At 66.2% G+C, this 24,815-nt stretch carries 28 protein-coding genes and 1 tRNA gene; 17 read left to right on the top strand and 12 right to left on the bottom strand.

All coding sequences use genetic code 11. The annotated features are described in order from the left end of the window. The 8 genes from J7396_RS16750 to J7396_RS16715 form a co-directional block, all read left to right on the top strand. On the top strand, positions 1-187 hold a 187-nt coding region (locus J7396_RS16750; protein ID WP_209261761.1), incomplete at its 5' end, for a hypothetical protein. Next, positions 184-402 (top strand): hypothetical protein, encoded by a 219-nt coding sequence (locus J7396_RS16745; protein ID WP_046933447.1) that lies wholly within the window; start codon positions 184-186, stop codon positions 400-402. The genes J7396_RS16750 and J7396_RS16745, both read left to right, overlap by 4 nt. Next, positions 399-1,340, top strand: a complete 942-nt coding sequence (locus J7396_RS16740; RefSeq protein WP_209261760.1) for a phosphoadenosine phosphosulfate reductase family protein — start codon at positions 399-401, stop codon at positions 1,338-1,340. The genes J7396_RS16745 and J7396_RS16740 overlap by 4 nt, the downstream gene beginning before the upstream one ends. Further along, positions 1,337-1,615, top strand: coding sequence for a hypothetical protein (locus tag J7396_RS16735; RefSeq protein ID WP_209261759.1), 279 nt, complete (start codon positions 1,337-1,339; stop codon positions 1,613-1,615). The genes J7396_RS16740 and J7396_RS16735 overlap by 4 nt, the downstream gene beginning before the upstream one ends. Further along, the gene (locus J7396_RS16730; RefSeq protein ID WP_209261758.1) at positions 1,608-2,150 is read left to right on the top strand and encodes a hypothetical protein; all 543 of its coding nucleotides are present in this window, start codon (positions 1,608-1,610) and stop codon (positions 2,148-2,150) included. Before J7396_RS16735 ends, J7396_RS16730 begins: the two co-directional genes overlap by 8 nt. Then, positions 2,143-2,802: a hypothetical protein gene (locus tag J7396_RS16725; protein WP_209261757.1), complete on the top strand. Its 660-nt coding sequence runs from the start codon at positions 2,143-2,145 to the stop codon at positions 2,800-2,802. Before J7396_RS16730 ends, J7396_RS16725 begins: the two co-directional genes overlap by 8 nt. A 21-nt stretch (positions 2,803-2,823) precedes the next feature. Next, the gene (locus J7396_RS16720) at positions 2,824-3,732 is read left to right on the top strand and encodes a recombination-associated protein RdgC (protein ID WP_209261756.1); all 909 of its coding nucleotides are present in this window, start codon (positions 2,824-2,826) and stop codon (positions 3,730-3,732) included. Positions 3,733-3,735: 3 nt separating this feature from the next. Beyond that, the gene (locus J7396_RS16715; protein WP_209261764.1) at positions 3,736-4,044 is read left to right on the top strand and encodes a hypothetical protein; all 309 of its coding nucleotides are present in this window, start codon (positions 3,736-3,738) and stop codon (positions 4,042-4,044) included. A gap of 17 nt (positions 4,045-4,061) precedes the next feature. Here J7396_RS16715 and J7396_RS16710 read toward each other — a convergent pair whose 3' ends face one another. Further along, positions 4,062-4,463, bottom strand: coding sequence for a zinc ribbon domain-containing protein (locus tag J7396_RS16710; protein ID WP_209261755.1), 402 nt, complete (start codon positions 4,461-4,463; stop codon positions 4,062-4,064). 100 nt (positions 4,464-4,563) lie between these two features. Here J7396_RS16710 and J7396_RS16705 point away from each other — a divergent pair, with 100 nt between their 5' ends. After that, on the top strand, positions 4,564-4,812 hold the full coding sequence (locus J7396_RS16705) for an AlpA family phage regulatory protein (protein WP_209261754.1): 249 nt from the start codon (positions 4,564-4,566) through the stop codon (positions 4,810-4,812). Between the two features lie 51 nt (positions 4,813-4,863). Here J7396_RS16705 and J7396_RS16700 read toward each other — a convergent pair. From J7396_RS16700 to dtd, 4 genes are all read right to left on the bottom strand, one after another. Next, positions 4,864-4,939 (bottom strand) — tRNA-Ile (locus J7396_RS16700). 272 nt (positions 4,940-5,211) lie between these two features. Then, complete coding sequence (locus J7396_RS16695) at positions 5,212-5,532, bottom strand: hypothetical protein (protein WP_011348769.1); 321 nt, start codon at positions 5,530-5,532, stop codon at positions 5,212-5,214. A 193-nt stretch (positions 5,533-5,725) separates the two neighbouring features. Next, positions 5,726-7,603, bottom strand: a complete 1,878-nt coding sequence (gene rpoD, locus J7396_RS16690) for an RNA polymerase sigma factor RpoD (RefSeq protein WP_008572798.1) — start codon at positions 7,601-7,603, stop codon at positions 5,726-5,728. A 108-nt stretch (positions 7,604-7,711) separates the two neighbouring features. Beyond that, complete coding sequence (dtd, locus tag J7396_RS16685; protein WP_008572800.1) at positions 7,712-8,152, bottom strand: D-aminoacyl-tRNA deacylase; 441 nt, start codon at positions 8,150-8,152, stop codon at positions 7,712-7,714. Between dtd and J7396_RS16680 the strand changes: the two genes are divergently transcribed. Further along, positions 8,151-9,167 carry a lauroyl acyltransferase gene (locus J7396_RS16680; RefSeq protein ID WP_209261753.1) on the top strand — a complete coding sequence of 339 codons (1,017 nt, stop codon included), beginning with the start codon at positions 8,151-8,153 and terminating at the stop codon, positions 9,165-9,167. The genes dtd and J7396_RS16680 overlap by 2 nt on opposite strands. Positions 9,168-9,176: 9 nt before the next feature. Here the strand turns inward: J7396_RS16680 and J7396_RS16675 are convergent, their stop codons facing one another. Then, positions 9,177-9,698, bottom strand: coding sequence for a GNAT family N-acetyltransferase (locus tag J7396_RS16675; protein WP_008572803.1), 522 nt, complete (start codon positions 9,696-9,698; stop codon positions 9,177-9,179). Between the two features lie 245 nt (positions 9,699-9,943). On the opposite strand from J7396_RS16675, the gene ribA reads away from it, so the two are divergent. The 3 genes from ribA (at position 9,944) to J7396_RS16660 (ending at position 13,194) form a co-directional block, all read left to right on the top strand. Continuing rightward, entirely contained in the window at positions 9,944-11,077 is a 1,134-nt protein-coding gene (gene ribA / locus J7396_RS16670) for a GTP cyclohydrolase II RibA (protein WP_071118383.1), read from the top strand. Positions 11,078-11,215: 138 nt separating this feature from the next. Continuing rightward, positions 11,216-11,692, top strand: a complete 477-nt coding sequence (locus J7396_RS16665) for a PH domain-containing protein (protein WP_029820467.1) — start codon at positions 11,216-11,218, stop codon at positions 11,690-11,692. Beyond that, entirely contained in the window at positions 11,689-13,194 is a 1,506-nt protein-coding gene (locus J7396_RS16660; protein ID WP_008572809.1) for a PH domain-containing protein, read from the top strand. The genes J7396_RS16665 and J7396_RS16660 overlap by 4 nt, the downstream gene beginning before the upstream one ends. A 160-nt stretch (positions 13,195-13,354) precedes the next feature. Here J7396_RS16660 and J7396_RS16655 read toward each other — a convergent pair whose 3' ends face one another. Further along, on the bottom strand, positions 13,355-14,413 hold the full coding sequence (locus tag J7396_RS16655) for a CDP-glycerol glycerophosphotransferase family protein (protein ID WP_209261752.1): 1,059 nt from the start codon (positions 14,411-14,413) through the stop codon (positions 13,355-13,357). On the opposite strand from J7396_RS16655, the gene J7396_RS16650 reads away from it, so the two are divergent. Next, positions 14,414-15,238 carry a glycosyltransferase family 2 protein gene (locus J7396_RS16650; protein ID WP_011348778.1) on the top strand — a complete coding sequence of 275 codons (825 nt, stop codon included), beginning with the start codon at positions 14,414-14,416 and terminating at the stop codon, positions 15,236-15,238. It abuts the gene before it with no gap. 196 nt (positions 15,239-15,434) lie between these two features. Here the strand turns inward: J7396_RS16650 and J7396_RS16645 are convergent, their stop codons facing one another. From J7396_RS16645 to def, 5 genes are all read right to left on the bottom strand, one after another. Then, entirely contained in the window at positions 15,435-16,712 is a 1,278-nt protein-coding gene (locus tag J7396_RS16645) for an O-antigen ligase (RefSeq protein WP_029820470.1), read from the bottom strand. 166 nt (positions 16,713-16,878) lie between these two features. After that, complete coding sequence (locus tag J7396_RS16640; protein ID WP_029820471.1) at positions 16,879-18,600, bottom strand: glycosyltransferase family 39 protein; 1,722 nt, start codon at positions 18,598-18,600, stop codon at positions 16,879-16,881. 48 nt (positions 18,601-18,648) lie between these two features. Then, positions 18,649-19,959 (bottom strand): 16S rRNA (cytosine(967)-C(5))-methyltransferase RsmB, encoded by a 1,311-nt coding sequence (gene rsmB, locus J7396_RS16635; RefSeq protein WP_014091216.1) that lies wholly within the window; start codon positions 19,957-19,959, stop codon positions 18,649-18,651. Beyond that, positions 19,959-20,882: a methionyl-tRNA formyltransferase gene (gene fmt / locus J7396_RS16630; RefSeq protein ID WP_014091217.1), complete on the bottom strand. Its 924-nt coding sequence runs from the start codon at positions 20,880-20,882 to the stop codon at positions 19,959-19,961. Before fmt ends, rsmB begins: the two co-directional genes overlap by 1 nt. 388 nt (positions 20,883-21,270) lie before the next feature. Next, on the bottom strand, positions 21,271-21,783 hold the full coding sequence (gene def / locus J7396_RS16625; RefSeq protein ID WP_008572823.1) for a peptide deformylase: 513 nt from the start codon (positions 21,781-21,783) through the stop codon (positions 21,271-21,273). Positions 21,784-21,914: 131 nt separating this feature from the next. Between def and J7396_RS16620 the strand changes: the two genes are divergently transcribed. From J7396_RS16620 to J7396_RS16610, 3 genes are all read left to right on the top strand, one after another. Then, positions 21,915-23,051, top strand: coding sequence for a LysM peptidoglycan-binding domain-containing protein (locus J7396_RS16620; RefSeq protein WP_014091218.1), 1,137 nt, complete (start codon positions 21,915-21,917; stop codon positions 23,049-23,051). A 71-nt stretch (positions 23,052-23,122) separates the two neighbouring features. Continuing rightward, positions 23,123-24,268 carry a DNA-processing protein DprA gene (gene dprA / locus J7396_RS16615; RefSeq protein ID WP_209261751.1) on the top strand — a complete coding sequence of 382 codons (1,146 nt, stop codon included), beginning with the start codon at positions 23,123-23,125 and terminating at the stop codon, positions 24,266-24,268. A 42-nt stretch (positions 24,269-24,310) separates the two neighbouring features. After that, complete coding sequence (locus J7396_RS16610; protein WP_003484452.1) at positions 24,311-24,784, top strand: DUF494 family protein; 474 nt, start codon at positions 24,311-24,313, stop codon at positions 24,782-24,784. Positions 24,785-24,815 lie beyond the last annotated feature (31 nt).

Below are 24,815 nucleotides of genomic sequence, written 5' to 3'. Positions count from 1 at the left end.
GCCGTACGCACAGCGCGCGCGCATGAGCACCACGCAGACACCGGAACAGCGCGCCGCCCTTGCCCGCGCCAAGAAGCCCGGCGCGCACCCGTGGCGCATCTGGCAAGGCACCGCCAGCCAGGAGCGCGCCGTCGCGCGCCGCGCAGAAACCATCGTCCCCTACACCACCAGGTTGATCACGAAGTGAGCCAGTCAAAGCTCCAGTCGTTCCTCGAGGCCAACGTCAGCACCGCGATCGGCTTTGCCATCTCGTGGGCCGTCACGCCTCCCATCCTGGCGGCGTTCGGCTATTCGGTCGGCGCCGGCAAGGCCTTCGGGATCACCGCCGCCTATACGGTCATCTCGATCGTGCGCGGCTACCTGGTGCGTCGCGCGTTCAACCGCATGGAGGCACGCCGATGATCCAGCACTTGGTCAACGTCAGCGGCGGCAAGGACAGCACCGCCACCTACCTCAAGGCGATCGAGTCAGGCCGGCCGTTCCGCGCCGTGTTCGCCGACACCGGCAACGAGCACGAGGCAACGCTGGAGTACGTGGCGCGCCTTGCAGAGCGCACAGGCGGGCCTGCGGTGGAGACAGTGCGCGCCGACTTCACCCGGCAACTTGCGCAGCATCGCTCGTACATCCTGGAGAAGTGGCCGGCGCAGGGCATCTCCGATGCAATTGTCGAACAGGCGGCGGCCCTTCATGAGCCGACTGGCAACCCGTTCTTGGACCTATGCATCTCCAAGGGGCGATTTCCAAGTCGGATGGCGCAGTTCTGCACCGAGGAACTGAAGACCATCCCGATCACCACGCAGGTGGTGGGCGAGATGCTGCGCACCGGGCCGGTGCTGCAGTGGCTTGGGATCCGAGCGGACGAAAGCCGCAACCGGGCGAAGCAGCCGCGTTTCAACAGGCACGAATCTGGGTCGATGGTCTGGCGGCCGATCTTCCGGTGGACCGTGGCCGATGTGTGGGCGCAGCACCGGCGCCACGGCATTGCGCCTAACCCGCTCTACGCCCAGGGGATGGGCCGCGTCGGCTGCATGCCCTGCATCAACTGCCGAAAGAGTGAGCTGCGGGAGATCGCGCATCGGTTCCCGGATCAGATCGACCGCATCGAGCAGTGGGAGGCGATCGTGGCCGCGGCAAACAAGCGCCGGTCGGCGACCTTTTTCCCGGCCGTGACCGACCCAACTGACCGCGACCGGCCGGGCGAGTACTCGCGGATCCGCACGCTGGTCGAATGGGCACAGACAGACCGCGGCGGTCGCCAGTTCGCGATGTTCTTCGACGACCAGGCTGGCGGAGGCTGCACATCTGACCTTGGGTTGTGTGAAATGTCGGAGGCCGCATGACCATCGCCCTCCTCGGCCGCGGCCTCGACGCCATCGTGCAGCACAACCTCACCGGCATGGCGCCGGACATCACCGCCGCAGCGCGCCTGCAGCGCTACGAGAGCGCCCGGCAGCTGCGCCGCGCCACCCAGTCGCCCGAAGCCCGCGAGATCGAACAGCTTCGCGAGCAGTTCGGCCGCCACTACCAGACCGCCTGGCGCAACGGCCAGCGCCCAGACCTCTCACACCTGCCGCAGCACTTCGCGGCGATCGACAAGGAGCAACACCATGCGTGAGACCGCCACCTGTTTCACCATCGCCGCAAACGGCGAACACGGCCGGTTCTACCTGACCGAGGGGAACGAGCCTGACGGACGCAGCGGCACGCGCCACTGGTGCGTGCTGGCCTGCCACACCACGTTCGGCACCGTGGGCCACACCTGGACCAGCATGGGTGGCCCGGCCGCTTGGTTCCTGGCCAAGATCGGCCGCGATTACGCAATCAACAAACTCTGGGGCGCGCAGAGCCACATCTTTTGTGGCGAGAAAGCGGTGACCGACATCCGACGGCTGATCATCGACGACCGGCGGCAGCGCGAGATAACTCACAGTGAGGCGCGTGAGCGCTACGACGCGCTCCGCGATGGCATCGACAATGAGTCGCAACTTGGCATGCTTGTCGAGCGGAAGGACTGGCTCTACGAAACGTTGTTGTACGGCGGCAGCCAGATCGGCAAGGTCGACAACCCGCAGGCCCTTGGCTTCTGGCAGCAGCTGTGGCCGGCCTTTATCGCCGAGCTGACGACCGAAGTGGAGGCGTGCCATGCGTGAGCGCCCCATCCGCCTCAAAGCACACGAGGTGCGCGCCATCCTGTCCGGCGCGAAGTCGCAGACACGACGCGCGGTGGAACCACCACCTGATCATCGCGCAGATTGGATCCGCAGCGACATGAACAATGTCTGGCATGCGGGCATAAAGGCTGGCCAGGTGCCGGAATTCGGGAGCTGGAAATGCCCCTTCGGCCAGCCCGGCGACCGGCTGTGGGTGCGCGAGACGTGGCGGCCCAGCGTCATTCACAGCTGTGCGATGGACGCCTGTGACTGCGATAGCGTCGGCGTCACTTACGCGGCTGACGGTGAATGGATCGCGCACACCTGGCACAACCCGCCCGCGGAAGATTGGTGCATGCCGGATGCGGCCGCGCGCGGGAACGTCCCTTCTATCCATATGCCGCGCTGGGCCTGCCGCCTGGTGCTGGAGATCACCGACGTGCGCGTCGAGCGGCTGCAGGCGATCAGCGAGGCCGATGCGCTGGCTGAGGGAATCACGCGACATGCCGACGGTCACGGCTTCCACGTCGAGGACGGGCGCTTCTATGCGGCGAATCCGGTGACCAGCTTCGCCGATCTATGGGGCGGCACCGGCGGCGACTGGGACGCCGATCCCTGGATGTGGGTCATCAGCTTCCAGCGCCTCCCCTAATTCTGACTTCAAGGATCAACCATGTTCTTTCGCAACCTCACCATGTTCCGCTTCCCTGCCTCCCTCGACCTCTCCGCCGTCGAGCAGCTGCTGCCGCAGTGCGCACTCAAGCCCGTCGGCCCGCTGGAGATGTCATCGCGCGGCTTCGTTTCGCCGTTCGGCCGCGAGGAGACCGAGCAGCTGTCACACCGCATCGGCGACTTCCTCTGGCTGGCCGTCGGCGGCCAGGACAAGATGCTGCCCGGCGCCGTCATCAACGACGCGCTCGAGCAAAAGTGCGCCGACATCGAGAAGAAGGAAGGCCGGCGCCCCGGCGGCAAAGCGCGCAAGCGCCTCAAGGACGACATCATCCACGAGCTGCTGCCCAAGGCCTTCGTGCGCAACTCGCGCACCGATGTGATCCTCGACCTGGCCCACGGCGTGGCCATCGTCAACACGTCCAGCCGCAAGGTTGGCGAAAGCGCGGTATCGGAGATCCGCGGCATGCTCGGCAGCTTCCCGGCCCTGCCCCTCAACGCTCAGATGGCGCCGCGCGCAGTGCTCACCGGCTGGATCGCCGGCGAGCCGCTGCCGGAATCGCTCAGCATCGGCGAGGAGGCCGAGCTGCGCGACCCGATCGAGGGCGGCGCCATCGTGAAGTGCCAGCACCAGGAGCTGCGCGGCGACGAGATCGAGAAGCACCTGGAGGCCGGCAAGCAGGTCACCAAGCTGGCGCTGGTGCTGGACGACAACCTGTCGTTCGTTCTGGGCGATGACCTGGTGATCCGGAAGCTCAGGTTCCTGGATGGCGCGCTGGACCAGCTCGACGACGTCGAGGGCGACGGTGCGCGTGCGGAGCTGGATGCGCGCTTCGCGCTGCAGTCGGCCGAGATGCGCCGCCTGTTCCTGGTGCTCGAGCAGGCGCTGCGCCTTTCGAAGCTGGAGGGCTGAGCCGTGCAGGCCTGCATTGACTTACATGCGCCGCTCTATCTGGGCCTGTACTCGCTCGGATCTGGCTCCGCTTGGCTATACATCGCCGCAATCACTTTTGCGTCCTTCGCCGTCGGCGCCGTGGCTGTTGCGATCCTGTGGCTGGTCGCAAGATCGAAGGACATGACCGACTCGCGTCAGACGTTCAGCTCAGTGGACGATGCCGCTGCTTTTGCGGATTCACAGGATGCCGCCGGCTTCGACTGCTTCATGAGCCGGCGCGGGAATAACTGGGAAGTTCGTTGCTATCGCAGACAGGAGCAACGCAAGTGAGCCGCCTAACCGTTTGGCTAGGGATCTCGCCCGAACTTCGTTTTGAAGTCGCTCTCCAGCCTGGCGCACGCAGAAGCGTAGGACGACCTGGCAACGGGGTCCGCTGCCTTTTGCTCGAACTGCTCTCTGCAAACCTTGATCGCCTGCCTACCGCGATATCGCTCAGCACTTTGCGGATCGTTGCTTTCTTCAATAACCGCGATGATGAACATCACCAAAAACAGGCCTGCGATAAGCGCTGCGAAAGTGAGGACCATTTTAAGAAGCGCGCTATTGCCGGCCGGCGAGGTGATTCGAGCGGTGGTCGGCCTCGTACCCTGGACCACATGGGCGTGCTTGGCTGGTGCTCCGCAATGCGGGCAGGCCGTCGCCAAACTGCTGATCTCCTTGCCGCACTCGCTGCATGGCATCAATGCCATTACATGCCCTCAGTGACTGTCCTCAGCGCGATTTTGGCACATTCTCTACAACCAAACCGGCAGATGGATCTATGCAAGCTGCCTTATCTGGGAGGTTCAAATGTTGGTGGTTCCGATGGGCGTTGAAGCACAAGACCGCGACGAGTTCGCGCCGCTTGCACGGGCGATAAAAATCTCCGGCCTGGGCAAGAGCACCATTTACCGCGGCGTGCGCGAAAAGTGGTTCCCGGCGCCGGTGAAGGTCGGCCGCAAGAGCCTGTGGCCGGTGTCGCGCTTGCACGCTTGGGTAAGCCACACGATCAAGCAAAGCGACGGCGAGAGCAGCACGCCGGAAGTAGGCACGGAGTAGGCACCGGCGGAGGCTGACGGGGGTATGCACATTCGCAACCCCCTGTTTTTATGGTGGGCCCACCAGGATTCGAACCTGGAACCAAAGGATTATGAGTCCTCTGCTCTAACCGTTGAGCTATAGGCCCGTGTGTCTGGCGGCGAGATGGCGAGCATGTCGGGCCGTGCCGCGGACGCGAAAGTTTACCTGTGTGGACGTTGCCGTGTCTGCTATGCGCCCTCTGCCTGCAGCAATACAGCGCTCACTGCCGCGAGATCCCGTGTCGGCTGCCTACAACGAAAAGCCCAGCGGCGGCTGGGCTTTGGCATCAGATTTCTTGCGTGATGCACGCGATCGCGTCATCTAGACGCACCCAGCAAACCTACCAATCCCGAATCACCAATCCCAAATCCCCGCCCCTTACGCATCAGCCGTCTCAAACTGCCCATCAATCAGCTGCCGACCCGCGCGGAAGCCGTGCGCAATGGCCTCCTGGTACGTCGCATAGGCCAGCCCATTGCAACCGATACGCGGCTGGCGCTTGCCGCCGAGCGCGTACACGTCCACCCACAGCGTCCACTTGGCATCAGGGGAAGCCTGCTCGGCGCGTACGCGGATCTCGTGTTCGCGGTACGTGGTAGTTTCAAAGCGGCTTTGCCTGCTCATAAAGCAATCTCGTCTCCATTCGTCGGCCAACTTAGAAGTCGCGGTCAGAACGCCACGTGAGGTTTGCAGAAACATCGGTTTAATGTTGCGTGGCCGTGTAGCTTCGTCGGCGGTACGTGAAACATCGCGGCGCTACCTCACGGACGCATGCCTTGCATGCGACCAATCGCTGCCCGCTACCAAGCATAGCCAACTGCCTGCGCCATAACGCAACAGCCCCGCATGAGCGGGGCTGCTGTGTGATCACTGCACGGTTACGACCGCGGCATCAGTCGATATCCAGAAACGAGCGCAGCTGTTCCGAACGGCTCGGGTGACGCAGCTTGCGCAACGCCTTGGCCTCTATCTGACGAATCCGCTCACGGGTGACGTCGAACTGCTTACCGACCTCTTCCAGCGTGTGATCGGTGTTCATGTCGATACCGAAGCGCATGCGCAGCACCTTCGCCTCGCGCGGGGTGAGGCCGGCCAACACGTCACGCACCGTCTCGGAGAGATTGATGTTGGTGGTGTTGTCGATCGGGGACTCCACATTGGTGTCCTCGATGAAGTCGCCCAGATGCGAATCCTCGTCGTCGCCGATCGGGGTTTCCATCGAGATCGGCTCCTTGGCGATTTTCATCACCTTGCGGATCTTGTCCTCGGGCATGTCCATTTCCTTGGCCAGCTCCTCCGGCGTGGCCTCGCGACCGAACTGCTGGAGCATCTGACGGGAAATGCGGTTCAACTTGTTGATCGTTTCGATCATGTGCACCGGGATACGGATGGTGCGCGCCTGATCGGCGATCGAACGGGTGATGGCCTGACGGATCCACCACGTGGCATACGTCGAGAACTTGTAACCGCGACGGTATTCGAACTTGTCCACGGCCTTCATCAGGCCGATGTTGCCTTCCTGGATCAGGTCCAGGAACTGCAGGCCGCGGTTGGTGTACTTCTTGGCGATGGAGATCACCAGACGCAGGTTGGCCTCGACCATTTCCTTCTTGGCCTTGCGCGCCTTGGCTTCGCCATAGGCCATCGCACGGCTGATTTCCTTGATCTCGCCCAGGGTCAGGTAGTTGGCCTTTTCCATCTCGATCGAGCCCTGCTGCTCGGAGATGATCTGGTCCTTGACGTCGCGCAGCGCCGACGACCACTTCTGCTTGCGCTTGAGTGCGTCTTCCACCCATTCCAGGTTGGTCTGGTTGCCTTCCCAGGAGCGGATGAAGTCCTTGCGCGGCATGCGTGCCACGGTGGTGGCCAGGTGCAGCACCTTGCGCTCGTGATCCTTGATGCCATTGACCACGCCACGCAGCTGGGTGACCAGCGCGTCGGTCAGCGGCAGCGGCAGCTTGAGCGTGGTGAAGATGGCGGCCATGTCTTCGCGGGCCTTGACCACCAGCTTGTGCTCGGCGCCGTTCTTGGCATAGGCCTTCTTGAACTTGGCGTATTCGTTGGCCAAGTTCTCCATGCGCGTGGCCACTTCCACCGGATCCGGACCGGTCGGGCCGGCCTCTTCTTCGGCGGCCTCGTCATCGCCGTCTTCGTCGTCGTCTTCGTCGACCGCTTCATCGTCGGACACGGCGACCGGGCCGGCCGCGGCGAGCGCAGCAGCGGCTGCATCGGCTTCTTCGATCAGGTCGTTGAAGCCAACCACGATCTCGGCCAGACGCTTCTTGCCTTCCTTGTGCGCTTCGTAATCGGCCAGCAGCATTTCGGTCGACAGCGGGAACACGCCCAATGCGGCCTGGACCTGGCTGAGGCCTTCTTCGATGCGCTTGGCGATGGCGATTTCGCCTTCGCGGGTTAGCAGCTCGACCGTGCCCATTTCGCGCATGTACATACGCACCGGGTCGGTGGTGCGGCCACCTTCGGTGTCCAGCGCGGTCAGCGCGGCGGCAGCTTCTTCGGCGGCGGTGTCGTCAACCTCGCGGTTGCCGGTGTTGCCATCGTTGAGCAACAGGGTTTCGGCATCGGGTGCAACTTCATGGACATCGATGCCCATGCCGTTGATCATGCTGATGATGTCTTCGATCTGCTCCGGGTCGACGAGGTCGTCGGGCAGATGGTCATTGACTTCGGCGTAGGTCAGATAGCCCTGTTCCAGGCCCTTGCTGATCAGTAGCTTGATGTCGGATTGCTGGGCAGGACGTTCGTTGGCCATGAGTGCTCGCGCCACCGGCTTTGAGATTGGAAAGAGAACCTAGCATTATACCAGCGTGAAGCCCGGTCTGCCGGATTCAAGACGGGACCGCTGGTGGACGTGGTGTATCTAGGGTCTGAGAAGGAAGGTCACCGGGCCATCGTTGACCAGGTCGACAACCATATGGGCACCGAAACGCCCGGTTTCCACCCCACCGCGATGTTTTTCGCGGCAGATCGCCACCAATCGATTGAACGCCGGTTCAGCCTCCAGTGGCGGCGCGGCGGTGCTGAAGCCTGGGCGGTTGCCGGAACTGGTGTCCGCAGCCAGGGTGAACTGGCTGACCAGCAGCAGGCCGCCGCCGGTATCGGTGAGTGAGCGGTTCATCTTGCCGGCGTCGTCGCCGAATACCCGGTAGCTCAGCAGCCGCTCGGCCAGGCGCCGGATCTGCGCGTCGCTGTCGCCGGGCTCCACGCCGATCAGCGCCAGCAGCCCGGGGCCGATCTGCCCGACGATCTGGTCATCGACCGTGACGGCGGCGCGGGTGACGCGCTGGATCAGTGCAAGCATGGGCATTCTCGGGCGGCAAACTGTGCCGCGCAGCATGCCCAGCGCTGCCGGCACTGTCACGCGCGGGCCTTCGTGGTCTGCGCTGTTTAGAATTGCGCCGATGACACCTGATGTTCGCGCTCGCCTGTTGTATGCCACCGCCGCCACCGTGGGCCGCTTGCCGTGGCCGTTGCTCAAGCGCGTGGCCGACACGCTGGCCTGGAGCTGGCGCAAGCTCAATGCACGCGAATCACGCGTGGCGCGCCGCAATCTGGAGCTGGCGTATCCGGAACTGAGCGCCGAGCAGCGCGCGCGCTTGCATGCGCAGATCCTGCAATCGACCGCGCGGCAGACGCTGGAAGTGCTGCGCACCTGGACCCGCCCGCCGGCGGAGAACCTGGCGCGCCTGCAGCGCAACGGCCAGGAACTCTACGACGCCGCGCTGGCCTCCGGGCGCGGGGTCATCGTGGCGGCGCCCCATTTCGGCAACTGGGAATTGCTCAACCAGTGGCTGTCCGAACGCGGGCCGATCGCGATTGTCTACCGGCCGCCGGAGTCCGAGGCGGTGGATGGCTTCCTGCAGTTGGCACGTGGTGGCCACAACGTGCGCCAGGTGCGCGCCGAAGGCCCGGCAGTGCGGCAGTTGTTCAAGGTGCTCAAGGACGGCGGCGCGGTCGGCATCCTGCCCGACCAGCAACCGAAGATGGGCGATGGCGTGTTCGCGCCGTTCTTCGGCATTCCGGCCTTGACCATGACCTTGGTCAACCGGCTGGCCGAGCGGACCGGGGCGATCGTGTTGTACGGCTGGTGCGAGCGCGCCGGCGACGATCTGCAGTTCGCGCTGCATGTGCAACCGGCCGACCCGGCAGTGGCCGATGCGGACCCGGTGCGTGCGGCCAGCGCGCTCAACGCCGGCATCGAACAGATCGCCCGGCGCGACCCGGCGCAATATCAGTGGACCTACAAGCGCTACACCTTGCGTCCGCCGGGCAGCGGCGAGGCCAACCCGTATGCGACCGAGCGGCATCCGCACTAGCGACCGAGCTCAGTCGTCGTGCGGATCGGCAGGTGTGTCCAGGATGCGTTGGTAGAACGCCAGGTCCAGCCAGCGCCCGAACTTGAAACCGGCTTCGCGCACGGTGCCGGCGTGGGTGAAACCGAACTGTTCGTGCAACGCGATGCTGGCCTGGTTGCTGGCATCGATGCCGCCCACCAGCACGTGCACGCCGCGCACTTGCGCCGCTGCGATCAGGGCCTGCAGCAGCAGACGTCCCAGGCCCTTGCCGCGATGGTCGCGATGCACGTAGATCGAATGCTCGACGCTGTACTTGAAGGCGGGCCAGGCGCGAAAGGTGCCGTAGCTGGCAAAGCCCATCAGGGTGCCGTCGTCGTGCTCCACGCCGATCACCGGAAAGCCGCCCGCCTGCTTGGTGGCGAACCAGCCGACCATGCTCTCCGGTGGCCGGGGACGGTAGTCGTACAGCGCGGTGGAATTGGCGATGGCTTCGTTGAAGATGTCCAGGATGGCACTGGCATGGCGCGCGTGGCTGCAATCGACAATGTGCATGGGGCCCGACGAACATGGAGGTGGCCCGATTAGAAAGCATTGCCGCACCCTGAACAACGCGGGCCGCAGGGCAACCAAGCGGCCCAGGCCCGCCCACTCAATCGGCAGCGGCTGGATGCAGCGTTCTACCCGGTTGTGGCGACTGCCTGTTGCCAGGCGCGCGACAATGGGCAGATGCGATCAGGCAGTGACCGCGGCGGCGTCCGCCTTGAAGCGGCCGTGGCAATCCCCATTTGGAGTCGTGCATGAGCAGCCCCCTCCCCTCCCCCAGCGCACAGGCCTTCGGCGATCCGGCGGCCATTCGCTGTGAGCGCGCCGCCTCCGAACTGCGCGCCGGGCGCCCGGTCCTGCTGACGGCGGCGGATGGGCAGGCGCGTGCGGTGCTGGCGCTGGATAGCAGCACGGCGCAGTCGTATGCGGCTTTCGCCCGCGCCGCGCGGGGACGCCACTATCTCTTCGTGACGCCCACCCGCGCCCATGTGCTGGGGCTGAGTGCGCCGCAGGGCGCGCGCGTGGGCTTGCTCGATCACAGCTACGACCAGCTCGCCGCGCTGGCCTACCTGCGCGACACCCCGGTGCCCGCGCAGTGGACGGCCGGCGATGCGCTGGATGCCGGCGGCGTGGAGATCGCGCGGCTTGGCCTGCTGCTGCCGGCGCTGCTGGCGGTGGAGCTGCGCGATGTGCACGACCATGCCGCGTTCGCCGGCTGCCAGTCGCTGGCGCTGGACGATCTGAGCCGCGGCTGTGCCACCTCCTCGGCTGCCGGCTACGAGTTGGTGACCCGCACTCCGGTGCCGCTGCGCGGCCTGGGCATGAGCGAGTTCGTGGTGTTTCGCGGCGGCGTGGCGCAGCGCGATCAGGTGGCGATCGTGGTCGGCCAGCCTGACCTGAGCACTGCCGTGCCCGTGCGCGTGCATTCGTCGTGCCTCACCGGCGACCTGTTCGGCTCGCTCAAATGCGATTGCGGCGACCAGCTGCGGCACGGCCTGGCCAAGCTGAAGGAGCTCGGTGGCGGCGTACTGCTGTATCTGGACCAGGAAGGTCGCGGCACCGGCATCGCCGCCAAGATGCGCGCCTACGGCTATCAGCATGCGGGCCTGGACACCATCGATGCCGACGCGCAATTGGGCTTTGGTCCGGACGAGCGCCGCTACGGCAGTGCGGTGGCGATGCTGCGCGGGCTGGGCATCAGCCGGATCCGGCTGCTGACCAATAACCCGGCCAAGGCCGAGCGCCTGCGCGCGGCCGGCATCGTGGTCGAAGACCGCATCGCGATCACCGGCGACATCACCGCCGAAAACGAGCAGTACCTGCGCACCAAGGCCGCACGCGCCGGCCACGCGCTGGATGTGGATGCGTTGATCCTGGCCGCGCAATAACGCGCCCGGCGCCGGGTGCGCCTGCACTGGGCAGCCGGCTATGCTTGCGCACCGCTTCTGCAGGCCAGCCACGTGCACGACGCTCCACCGCCGCACCCCGACGTCATGGTCCAGCCCGCTCCGGCACAAACCCCAGCCGTGACGCACAGCCAGTGGCAGTCGCTGCCGCGCCGCGGTGCGTATGTGGCGGCGATCAATGGCGCACTCGGCGGCGGATGTGCGGGCCTGATCGCAGCCGGCGTCACGATTGTCTGGCTGCACGCCTGGCGTTACTGGCCGATGGCGCTGGGCGTGACCGCGGTCATCGCCCTGCTGGGCGCCTGGCTGGCGGTCAAACGGCATCGGCTGACACATTGGAAACTCGATCAGCACGGCCTGGCGCTACAGCGCGGCCATCTATGGCAAAGCGATACGCGCGTTCCGATTTCGCGCGTGCAGCATGTGGACCTGCGCCGCGGGCCGATCGAACGCGCCACCGGCCTGACCACGTTGGTGGTGCACACCGCCGGCAGCCGGCTCAACGCGGTGGCGCTGTCGGGGCTGGATCAACACGATGCCGAGCGCCTGCGCGACCGCCTGGCCCGGCAGCTCGATCACGACGACGACGCGCTATGAGCGCCGTTGCACATCCCGGCAACGACGAGCAGCGCCTGCATCCGTTGTCGTGGGTGTTCGTGTTGCTGCAGCAGATCCGTCAGTTCCTGATTCCGCTGGCTGCACTGATCCTGTTCGGCAGCCGCGACGGCAATCGCGATGTTGCCGACCAGATCGCCACCGGGGTGGTGATTGCGGTGCTGGTTGCGATTTCGGTGCTGCGCTACTTCACCTACCGCTACCGGATCGGCAGCGATAGCGTAGCCATTCGCAGTGGCCTGCTGGAACGCAGCCGGCGCGATATTCCGTTTGCGCGCATCCATAACGTGGTGGTGCATCAATCGCTGCTGCACCGTCTGGCCGGCGTGGCCGAGGTGCGGCTGGAATCGGCCGGTGGGCACAAGCCGGAAGCGGAAATGCGCGTGCTGCGGCTGGATCAGGCGCTTGCGCTGGAAGATCTGATACGGCGCCGTGCAACCGAGGCAGGCGTGCCGGCGCCGCAAATCGAGGAAGACAGCGGCAGCCTGCTGCGCCTGCCGATGGCCGAGGTCATCCGGCTGGGCCTGATCTCCAATCGCGGCATGGTGGTGGTGGCGGCCGGCTTTGGCGTGATCTACCAGATGATTCCGCGCCGCACGGTGTCCAATTTCGTCGAGCATAACGGCGAGCTGGCCTATCGCTACGTCAGCCAGATCCATCCCGGCGTCGCGGTCACGGCAACGCTGGCGATCCTCGCCACACTCGCCCTGTTGCTGGCGATGCGCGCGCTGTCGGTCGCCCTGGCGGTGACCCAGTACCACGGCTTCCACCTGAGCGAATCCGAGCGTCGCCTCACCGTGGAGCGCGGGCTGCTGACGCGGATCCGCAGCAGCGTGGCGTTGCGGCGGATCCAGTCCTGGACGTTGTACGAGGGCCTGCTGCATCGCCTGTTCGGCCGTCGCCAGTTGCGGGTGGACACCGCAGTGGCCGGCACTGGCGACACCCACGGCAGCGCGTTGAAAGAACTCGCGCCCATTGCCGACCCGCAACAGTGCGACGCCTTGCTGCAACGCCTGCTGCCAGGCATCGCCTGGCCGCCGACGCAGTGGCAGACGATCGCCACGCATTGCTGGTGGCGATTGAGTCTGCCTGCCGCGCTGATGCTGCTGCCGCTGACGGCGGGCCTGGCGTGGCAGCTCGGCAGCCAGGCCTTGTGGTTGCTGGTGTGGCTGCCGTGGAGCGCGTTCAAGGCGCAGCGTCAGGTGCAGCGCATGGCCTATGCGGTGGATGCGCGTTACGTTGCGGTGCGCGGCGGCTGGTGGAAGCGCTGGTGGCGGCTGGCCGAGCTGGACAAGTTGCAGGCGCTGCAACTGCAGCGCTCGCCGCTGGATCGCCTATCCGGCACCGCCACGCTATGGCTGGATACAGCCGGCGCCAGTGCCACCGGCCCGGCATTGCGGCTGCGCTTTGTGCCGCTTGCCCAGGCGCAGGCGCTGCAGGCGCAACTCGGTGCCGCGCTGGCACGGCGCAAGCTGCGCTGGTGATCAGCGTTAGCGCTCAGTAGTTGCACTGATCAACATCCGCGATCAGCCTTGGTGCTGCTCGTCAGTCGCAATCCGGGTCAGTGGTCTGATCAATGACAAGGACGTAAGTTCGGCAAAACGTCGCCGATCATCACCACCCGCTCGTTGCCGCTGATCGCGCTCAGCGCTGCGCCGGCCCCCAGTAGCCCAACTCGCGACGGATCTGCAACCCGCGCCACACTGCACCCAGCGGTTTGCGACGCAGCCCGCCGAGCTTGCCGGCAATGAAGTCTTCAGTGGCGGCAATCACCCGCTCGGAAGAATGCCCGTCGCGATACGGGTGAATCGCATCGGCATAACTGGCAAGCGCGCTACGCAAAGCCGCATCCGGCGCCAGCGCGCGCGCCAGCTGCTGCGGCAAGTGCTCTGCCTGCCGGAAGTCGAGCATGTGCGGCTGCGGCACACGGTTGCGAAAGGTCACCACCGGTTTGTGCTGCACCACGAACTCGGACACGATCGACGAGGTATCGGAAACCAGCACATCGGCCGCACGTTGCGCGGCCATGACCTCTTCGGGTTCGATGAAGCGTGCGTTGGCGCCTGCCAGTGCGCGATAGCGATCGAACAATTCCTGCGCGCACTTCGGGTGCAAGGTCAGCAACCAGTAATGCGCGCCGCGCGCGATGTCGGCGGCGATCTCGTCGTAGAGTGCGGGCGCCGCGCTCAGGCGCTCGGTAAAGGTGGAACCGAACAGGATCACCGGGCGGCCGGCGGCCGGTGCACGCAAGGCCGCGCTGCGGCCGCCATCGTCGCGAAAGACCGGGTCGAGCTTGGGCCAGCCGGTTTCCACCACGGCAAAATGGCCCTCGCGCTGCGCCAGCACGCGGAACGGCGCGGTGGTGGCGGGGCCTTGCGTGCAGTACAGATCGAACAGGCCACGCACCCGGAAATGGCCGCGGTTGTCCTCGCGCTTTTGCACATTGAAACCGTGAAACAGCTGCACTTTCGCGCCCGACACAAACGGCGGCACCCAGTTGGCGGCACTGAATACCGCACGCGGGCGCAGCGCCAGCGCCTCGCGCAGGCCAACCTCGCGCACGCCCGGCAGCGCCAGCCCGCGCGCGCCACCTTCGAACCAGGCCGACACCACGTGCCCGCAGCCCTGTAACGCCTGCGCCAATGGCGCCAGAATAGGCAACGCGTAACGCTCCGTTGCGAACAGCAGGTAATCGGCCATCACATGTCCTCTTCGACCGCACCCGACGAACGGCCGCGCATCAGCGCCTGCATTATCGCGTTCAACGAGGCCGATCGCCTACGCGACTGTCTGGCCTCGCTGGCGTTCTGCGACGAGATCGTGGTGGTGGACTCCGGCTCCACCGATGCCACCACCGCCATCGCCAGCGCACACGGCGCGCGCGTGCTGCAACGCACCTTCGATGGCTACCGCAGCCAGAAGGCATTCTGCGTGGCACAAGCCAGCCACGACTGGGTGTTGTGCCTGGACGCCGACGAACGCGTCAGCGATGCCCTGCGCGCCTCGATCATCGCTGCGCGCGACGCCGGTTTCGCCACGGCGGCCGGCTACCGCTTCGCACGCCTGTCCGACTACTTCGGTCGCTTCCTGCGCCACGGCAATGCGTATCCGGACCGGGTGCTGCGCTTGTTCGATCGCCGTCGCGGCGGCTGGCGCGGCAAGCGCGAGATCCACGAGGCGGCCAGCGTGGATGGCCCCGTGGAGACCTTGGCGGGCGATCTGATCCATTACCCGTACCGCTCGCTGATGCAGCAGCTGGCCAAGACCCAGCGCTACGCGCAGATGATGGCCGAGCACGAACATGCACGCGGCAAACGCGCCACCTGGAGCAAACTGGTGCTGGCGCCGGCCTGGCGCTTCTGGCGCGGCTACCTGTTGCGCGGCGGCTTTCGCGATGGCTGGCATGGGCTGATCTACGCCTATGTGCGCGCCAACTACGTCCGCCAGAAGACCATCATGTTGTGGCTGCTGCAAAACAATCAGCCGGTGCAGGACCCGCCACGGGCGCCGGATCGGCGCAGCGAATAACAACCGGTAAAAACTCCGAGCTGCAGCCACGCTGCTGCGAACGCGCCAACGGTGCGTGGAAGTCGGTCTGTGCAAGCCAACGCATGCCGACTCCGGCAACAACCGCCCCCCTTCTGTTTGTGCACGGGCGTGTGCCCAGGCACCGAAAGCGCGCTGCCAGGGCATGCGCCACATGCAGCCGGTGGATCATCCGCCGCTATCGAGCGCGTGCCACGTCCGACTGCACCTGTTGCGCCTGCCGCGCCGACAGACCCACCAGCACGCCGACCATGGCCGTGTAGAAGCTCGCCGCCACCTGGTGCGCGAACATCGATTGGGTCAGGCCGCACAAGGCATAACTGATCACGAGCATCACCCCGGCCGCCGCCGGGCCGCGGAACTGCTGCTGTCCGCTGCGCCGATGCAGTCGCACGAACATCCACAGCGGCACGCCGTAGACGGCAAGCAGCAGCAACAGCCCGGGCACGCCCTGGGTGGCACTCCATTCGGCCAGATCGTTGTGCGCATGCCCCAACTGGCAACGGAACAACGACGGGTCGGCGGCACAGGCCGGCAGGTCGTGCATCGCATCGTCGAAACGCCCAACGCCCACACCGGTCAGCGGATGCGCCGTCACCGTGTCCCAAGCCACATGCAGGCGTTCGATACGGGCACCGGCCGACGAATCGGTGTCGCCCACTTCGTAACGCTGCAGGTCGCGCTGCAATTCGCCCAGGCGCATCTGATCGGTCAGCGCCGGCACGCTGAGCGCGACGCCCACCGCCAGCACCGCGCCGCCGATGAAGGTCAGCAGGCGCACGCGCGTGCTGTGCCAGGGCGCACCCCAGATCAGCACGCCCAGCGTGGCCAGCATCGCCAGCCACACGCCGCGGCTGCCGCTGAGCACGATCACCACCACGGTGGCGACCCCAGCCCCCACCAGCCAGCGCACGCTGCCGAGCGGGCGGCAGAACACCGCCACCACCAGCAACATCAGCACGATGTCGGCAAACACAATGGCGTTGGTGAAGCCTTCGGCGCGGTCGGCACCGTTCATCACCTGCAGCAGCGCGATCAGCATGGCCGCAAACACGCCGACCAAGGCACCGCGCCACAACCACAGCTGGCGCGGCTGCAACGCATAGGCCCACAGCGCCGCCCAAGGCAGCACCAGGAAGCGCGAGCGATTGCCCACATCGCGCAGCCCGTGCTCGAACAACGCGATCGACAGCAGCGACATCGCAATCACCGCCACCGTCAGCCAGCCCACCACGCGCAACGACCACTCGCGCGCGGCAATGGCCTCACGCAAGCTGCGCCAGCCCATCAACGAACCAAGCAGCAGGCACAGGCCGAACGGCAGCAACCCGCTCGGCATGCTCACCACCAGCGCAGTCAATGCGAACGCGCCCAGCTCGGCAATGCGCACGCCTGCCCGCGAGGTGGTCGGGGCAGAGGGCGACAGTGACGCGGGTTGGGGACGCAAGGAATTCATCTACAAAATCGGTGGGAAAAGGGGGGCGACGCAGTGCGTGGGCTTCGGCAGCGCCGGCCAAGCTAACGATGCGACGCATGAATCCCTGCTAGACAGCGACCGGCCGCTGCATTGACGCCGTGCCAATGGCACCTGGTACGCGCGTGTGCCGGTGGAGTCGGCCGGCTCATTCGGTATCCAGGTTGCCCTGCTCCTTTGCTTCCACCGCACGCTCGCTGGAGCTGGCCACGCAGGGGCCACGCACGGCATCGGACGGCACCAACCACCAGCGCCGGCGATTGGCCACGCCCACCAACTGGCTGCGGCTGCGATCCACGCAGGCCAGCAATGCGGTCTCCTGTGCCATCAGCCAGCGCTGGCCGGGTTGCTCTGCCTGCCAGGCCACGCCGCGCTGCAATTGGGCTTCCCACGGCACCTTGAAGCCGAAGGTCTGCGCAGGCCGGTCGGCCATCAGCAGGTTCTGCTCCTTCCACGCCACCAGCCCGAGTTGCGCATCCGGGCCGATGCGGCGCCCGGCCTCGCGCATCACCGCACCGGCCGAACTGGAATCGTTGAAGATCGGGTAACACACCAGCCCGAACGCCACCCACCACGCGCCAAGCAGCGAAACCACCGCGAACGCGGAGCGGCGCACGCGCATCAGCAGCAGGCTGGCGATGCCCCAGCTACCCACCGCCAGCAGCAGCCAGCCCAGCGGGTCGGTGGCTTCGCTGCCGACCCCGCGGCTGTCCATGATCTTCTGCTCGAAGCCCGGGTGGCCGATCAGCATCGCCACGCCGCCCGCGCTGAACGCCACTGCCAACAGCAGCCCGAACCCGAACAGCAGCCGCTGCACGCCAGCCCGGCGCAGCAGGCCCGGCACCAGCGGCGCCAGCGCCAGGCAGAACATCGGCAGCGCCGGCAGGATGTACACATCGCGCTTGCCGCTGGGAATGGTGAAGAACACCAGCACCAGCAGCCACCAGGCCAGCAGCAGCAGATAGCGCGGATCGCGTCGCTTCAGCCGGCGCCGCCACGCTGGAATCGCCCACGGCAGCAGCAGGATGGTCGGCAGCCACATCGTGGCCATGCTTTGCAGGTGGTACCAGACCGGCTGCGCATGATCCCAGGAGTTGGCGTAGCGCTTGGCGGTCTGGCGCAGCAGGATGTCGTTGAGATACACGCGGTACTCGGGCTGGCCGGCGGTCAGCGCGGTCACCATCATCGGCACGAACCACAGCGCGATCGCCACGAAGAAGAACAGCGGCCCCAGCCAGAAGCGCCGGTCGCGCACGTGCACGCGCACGCCCGGCCAGCCACGCGCCGCTGCAATCCCGGCCGGGATCAGCAGCAGCAGCGCGATGATGCCAACGCCCTTGGTGATCACGCCCAACCCGGCGGCGAACCAGCCCAGCGTCCACCAGCGCCAGGCAGGACCCATCAGCAGATGCCGCAACAAGCCGTAATTGGCCAGGGTGATCCAGAACACCACCAGCGGGTCGATCTGCGCCTTCTTGGCCTGAAAGGTGAAGTGCAGCGTAAACAGCAGCATCCAGGCCGCATACACGCCCACGCGCCGGGTCCACAGCCGCCGGCCCAGATCGTAGACGCAGGCCAATGTGCCCAACGCGGCCAGCAACGACGGCAGCAGGAACGCCACCCGCCAATTGCCCAGCAGCGTGTAGAACAGCGCCTGCAGCCACATCAGCATCGGTGGCTTGTCCGAATACAGCTCGTTGCCGCGATGCGGGAACAACCAGTCGCCGCTCAACACCATCTGCTTGGCCACCAGCGCAAAGCGCGGCTCGTCCGCCGGCCATGGGTCACGCAACCCCAGGCCGGCTCCAATTACCAGCACGGCGGTCATGGCCAGCAACCAGACATCGGTGGAAGCGCGATTCTTGAACATGTCGGGCGGCAGTCGGACGCAGAGGGTGGAGCGCTGGACTTCGCGCGATCAGGAGGCTTTTAGCAAAAGCGCGTAGAAAAATCCGTCGCAGTGCGCCTCGCCTGGAAACCGCTGACGTCCGGCGCCGGCGGCATGCCCGAACTGCGCACCCAAAGGCTGCGCCTGTGCATCGGGAGTGCGCTGCAGAAATGCCTCGACCTGCGCCTGGTTCTCGCGCGCCAACAGCGAACAGGTGGTGTACAGCAATTGTCCACCCGGGCGCAGCGTGCGCCAGGTCGCATCCAGTAGCCGCGCCTGCAGCGCGCACAGCGCATCGATATCGTCGGCGCGCCGGTGCAGCAGCACATCCGGTTGACGACGCACCACGCCGGTGGCCGAACATGGCGCGTCCAGCAGCACCGCATCGAACGGCCGGCCGTCCCACCACGCGTCCGGATCGGCGGCGTCGGCCGCCTGCAATGCAACCTGCGCATCGGGGACTGTGCGCTGCAAGGTCTGCTGCACGCGCTCCAGGCGGCGCGCATCCACATCCAGCGCAGTGAGCTGCAAGCCGGGGTGGCGCTCCAGCAGATGCGCCGCCTTGCCGCCCGGCGCCGCGCAGGCATCGAGCACGCGTGCCGACGGCGCCAGGGTCAACGCATCGGCCACCTGCTGGGCAGAGCCGTCCTGCACCGAAACATCGCCTTCGGCAAAGCCCGGCAACTGGCTCACCGGCACGGCGTTGTGCAGGCGCACCGCATCCGGCAGTACCGCGTCGGTGTGCGCCACGATATCCAGTTCGGCCAGTCGCGCGACATACCTCGCAGGGTCGGTGCGCGAACGCTGCACGCGCAGCCACATCGGCGCCATCTGCGCACTGGCGGTAAAAATGGCTTCGGCACGATCGCCCCAGTCCGCGCGCAGCTGCTTGCGCAGCCACGACGGCCAACCGGCATCGTCGGCCACCGCCGGAAATCCTTCGCGCTGGGCGCGCCGCAAGATCGCGTTGACCATGCCGGCCTGACGGGGCCGGCCCAATGCGCGGCACGCATCCACCGTGGCCGATAACGCGGCGTGCGCGGGCAGCTGCAGCACGTCGAGTTGGGCGAAACCGACCATCAGCAGCGCCTTGAGTTCGGCATCGCGGGGCGGCAACGCACGTTCCAGCCATTGCCGCAACGCGATGTCATAGGCCGGGCGCCGGCGAATGACCGCAAAGCAGATCGCCTCCACCAGCGCACGATCGCGCGGATCGCCGATGCCGGGCAAGGTGGCGGCAAGTTCGGCCTTCAACGACCGGCCCCGATCGAACACCGCCGTCAGCACGCGTGCGGCGGCCAGGCGCGAGGCAACGCCGGCGGTTGCGGTATCGGCCGACATCAGCGCAGCGCCGGCAGGTCGCGTCGCGCGTTGAGGTAATCGGCGGCGGTGATCGCCTTGCCGCCCTCGCGCTGGAGCACGCGCACCCGCAGCGCACCCTCACCGCAGGCGATATCGATGCCCTGCTTGCTGGCCGCCAGCAGCGTGCCCGGGGGGTGTTGATGGGCCAGTTCAAGCGCCACCGCGCCATGCAGGCGCACGCGCTCGCCCGCCAGGATCGCCTCGGCCACCGGCCACGGGTTGAACGCCCGCACGCGCCGCGCCAGTTCCTGCGCCGGCTGCGCCCAATCCAGCCGCGCCTGCGCCTTGTCCAGCTTGTGCGCATAGGTCACCCCGTCGGCCGGCTGCGGTTGCGCCACCGGACGGATGCCGGCGCGCAACAGACCCAGGCCATCGGACAGCACCTGCGCGCCCAGCGCGGCCAGCCGGTCGTGCAGCTGCCCGCCGGTTTCCTGCTCGCCAATTTCGATGCGCTGCGACAGCAGCACCGGGCCGGTGTCCAACCCGGCTTCCATCTGCATCAGGCACACCCCGGTCTCGGTGTCGCCGGCCTCGATCGCACGCTGGATCGGCGCGGCGCCACGCCAGCGCGGCAGCAACGAGGCATGCACGTTCCAGCAGCCGTGCGTCGGCGCGGCCAGCACTGCCTTTGGCAGGATCAACCCGTAAGCCACCACCACCATCAGGTCCGCATCCAGCTTGCGCAACGTCGCCAATGCTTCGGGCGAACGCAGCGTCTGCGGCTGGAACACGGGAATGCCGCGCGCGATCGCCTCCAGCTTGACCGGCGAGGGCGTCAACCCGCGGCCACGCCCGGCGGGGCGATCCGGCTGCGTGTACACCGCCACCACCTCATGCCGCTGCGCGGCGGCGCGTAGCGACGGAACGGCAAAATCCGGCGTACCGGCGAAGATGATTCTCATAAGGCTGGGAGTCGGGATTCGGGATTTGGGATTCGCAACGGCAGGTGTGCTGGCCGGGGCGCGAATGGCGTGGAGCTGAGAGGTAGGAGCAGATTTGTGGGGGATTTGGAAACCTGGCGCCAGAACCGGCGTTGCCCGTCACCATCGAGCGCGAGGCGGGAATCGCAGCCGGCAATTCGATGCCTGCTACGGCAGTGCCTTATCCAATCCCGAATCCCGATCTTTGAGACCATCCGTCTACAGACGGGCCGGTATCGCGATGCGCGGGCAAAGCCCACGAGCCAGATCGCAGCAGACTTCGCATTCGAGGATTCGACACCAGCAGATTCAAAACACTGCAAAAACCCGCTTTTGCCAATCCAGAATCCGCAATTCCCAATCCCGGCCCTCAAGCCACATGCTTGCGCTGTTTGGCCAGCTTCTTGCGCACCATTTCGCGCTTGAGCGGCGAGAGATAATCCACGAACAGCTTGCCGTCCAGGTGGTCCATCTCGTGCTGGATGCACACGGCCAGCAGCCCGTCGGCCTGCAGTTCCTGCGCCTGGCCCTGGCGGTCGAGATAACGCACGGTGATCGCGTCGGCGCGGCTGACATCGGCATAGATGCCGGGCACCGACAGGCAGCCTTCCTGATACAGCTGCTCGCCCTGTTTGCTCACGATCTCGGGGTTGACGAACACCTGCGGCAGGTTTTTCTCGTCGCTGATGTCGATCACCATGAATCGCTTGTGCACGTCCACCTGACTGGCGGCCAGGCCAATGCCTGGCGCCTCGTACATGGTCTGGAACATGTCGTCCAGCAGCGTCTGGAACGCCTGGCTGGTGACCTCGGCAGCATCGACCGGCACCGCCTTGGTGCGCAGCCGCGGGTCGGGAAACTCAAGAATTGGGAGCAAAGCCATGGGGTTACCCGTCTGGAAACACCGGCGCGGCGCCGGCAAGACGCTGTCATTCTAGCGCAATGCTTGCGTGACGCCCCGGTTTCTAGACTATAGTGCGCAGACCTGTTGGGGAATCAGGCAAGAAGGCACCTATGTTGAACCGACTTCGTACGGTCGTCGCTGCGGCGATGCTGACCGTCGCGACCTACGCTGCCGCGCAAGCGGTGGGCGAGCATCCAGACACCTATGTGGTCCGCAAGGGCGATACCTTGTGGGACATCGCTGGGCGTTTCCTGCAAAAACCATGGCTGTGGCCGGAAATCTGGCAAGCCAATCCGCAGATTCAGAATCCGCACCTGATCTATCCGGGTGACGTGATCAGCCTGGCCTATCTGGACCGGGTCGGCAAAGGCACGATCCAGCCCGGCCCGCGCCAGGAAGCGCCGATCAACGCCATTCCGCTGGCCGACGTCGAGCCGTTCCTGAAGAACCTGCGCGTGGTCGACGATTTCGACCAGTTGCCGTATGTGGTGGGTCTGGAAGGCGGACGCACGCGTGCCACCACCGGCCAGGTCGCCTACGTGGTCGGCCTGGAAAACGCGCAGCCGGGCCAGCGCTTTGCGGTGGTTCGCCCGACCGTGAAGTTCAGCCTGCCCAAGCACAACGAAGATCTGGACATGGCCGGCAACATCACCGCCGGCTCGGGCAACATCTGGAAGAACTTCATCGCGCCGAGCACGCGCCGCGAGTTCCTCGGCTACGAGATGGCGCAGGTCAATGTCGGCACCATCACCCGCAGCGCGGCAGGCGGCAACTCCAAGGCGGCGACCCTGCTGTTGCAGGACAGCGGCCGCGAAGTGCGCGCTGGCGATCGCATCGTTGCGGTCGAAGCGCAGCCGTACGATCTGCAGTTCATCCCGCATCCGCCGTCGGAACAGGCGCTGCAGACCGAACTGCGCGTGCTGGCCATCGCCGATGCCTTCACCGTCGGCGGCACGCGCGATGTGATCGCCATCTCCGGCGGCGCCCGCGAAGGCATCAACAACGGCACGGTGTTCTCGATCTGGCGCAAGGGCCGCACGGTCAGCGACCGCGTCAAGCACTCGCGCTTCTCGCGGACCGACGACGATTTCAGCGGCCCGTCCGGCTCCACCGTCGGCCTGCCCGACGAGTACGCCTCGCATGCGATGGTGTTCCGCACCTTCGACAAGGTCAGCTATGCGCTGGTGATGGAAAGCGTCAAGCCGACCGGCCTGGGCTATTTCGTCAAGCATCCTGACGCGCAATAAGCGAAAGATCCGATGCACCAACGCGACGGCGCCCGAGGGCGCCGTCGTCGTTTGCGGCCTAGCCTGGGTGTATGGCCGAAACCGCTCCCGACCTGCGCGCACTGCTGATCCTGCTGCTGGCAGGCGGCCGCAGTCCGCCGCGCCGAAAATTGCTGACCTCGTACGGGTCAGCGTCCGAAATGCTGGCAGCCGGGCCTGGGGCGTGGCGCGCCGCTGGTTGCGATGAGGTGCAGGCTGCGCTGCTGCAGGGCCCCGATCCACAGGCGCTGGAGGCCGCGCTGCGCTGGTGCGAACAGCCCGGCCACCACCTGATCGGCTGGTGCGATCCGGATTACCCGGCCCTGTTGCGGCATATCGCCAATCCGCCGATGGCCTTGTTCGTGGACGGCGACCCCAATGTCCTCTGGCACCCGGGCGTGGCGGTGGTCGGCAGCCGCTCGGCCACTGCCGGCGGCCGCGACCATACCCGCGCATTCGCCTCCAGCCTGGCCTGCGCCGGGCTGAGCATCGTCAGCGGCATGGCCGCCGGCGTGGATGCGATCGCACACGAGGCCGCATTGGCCCAGCACGACGGCATCACCGTGGCGGTGGTCGGCACAGGTGTCGATGTCGCCTATCCCGAGCGGCACCAAGGCTTGCGCGATCGCATCGCCGAACGCGGCGCGGTGGTCAGCGAATATCTGCCTGGCACTGCTCCGGTCGCGGCGCACTTTCCGGCCCGCAACCGGATCATTGCCGGGCTGGCACTGGGGACGCTGGTGGTCGAAGCGGCGATGCGTTCGGGCGCACTGATTACCGCCCGGCTGGCGGCCGAAGCAGGGCGCGAGGTGTTCGCCCTCCCCGGCTCGCTGCACAATCCGCTCGCGCGCGGCTGCCATCACCTGATCCGGCAGGGCGCCACGCTGGCGCAGGAGCCTGCACAGGTCATCGAAGGACTGGGCCAGCTGTCTGGCGAATTGGCCAGCGCCTTGCGCGAGCGCCTGGCCGCCCCCACTGAATTGCCCAGCAAGGCAACCACCAGTGCTGGCGCCGGTCCCGCCCGCTCCGATCCCGACTACCAGCGCTTGTGGCAAGCACTGGGCCACGACCCAACCCCTATGGATTCATTGGTGCAGCGCACCGGATTGACGGCCGCCGCGCTGTCCTCCATGCTGCTCATCATGGAACTGGAGGGAGACGTGGTCACCGAGCACGGTCGCTATACCCGCAATCCTTAGTTTCTTCACCTCCACAGCGTCGCGCGACGCAGGCCGAGGGCAATGAAAGAGAGCATTCTCGATGTACTGCTGTACCTGTTTGAACATTACTTCAGCGAAGACGCGGACCTGGTCCGTGACCGTGACTCGCTTCAAAATGGCCTGATCCAGGCCGGTTTCAGTCCCGCAGAAATCAGCAAGGCCTTCGATTGGCTGGACGCGCTTTCCGAGCAGCGGCCCAGCGTCGCGCGCCCGCATGTCGATGGACCGGTGCGTATCTATCACGGGCCGGAGCTGGACAAGCTCGATGTCGACTGCCGCGGGTTTCTGCTGTTCCTCGAGCAACACCGCATTCTCGACGCCGACCAGCGCGAGTTGGTGCTGGACCGCGCCATGGCGCTGGATCAGGACGAACTGGATCTGGACGACCTCAAGTGGGTGGTGCTGATGGTGTTGTTCAACCAGCCCGGGGCGGAAGCGGCCTACGCCTGGATGGAAACCCAGATGTTCCTGGACGAGCCTGAACCCGTACACTGAGCGTTGAAGCCGCCACGGATGTGCGTGCAGG

The organism is Xanthomonas sp. A1809 (assembly GCF_017746015.1).
Classification (GTDB): domain Bacteria; phylum Pseudomonadota; class Gammaproteobacteria; order Xanthomonadales; family Xanthomonadaceae; genus Xanthomonas; species Xanthomonas euvesicatoria.
This window is presented reverse-complemented; position numbering and strand designations above follow the sequence as displayed.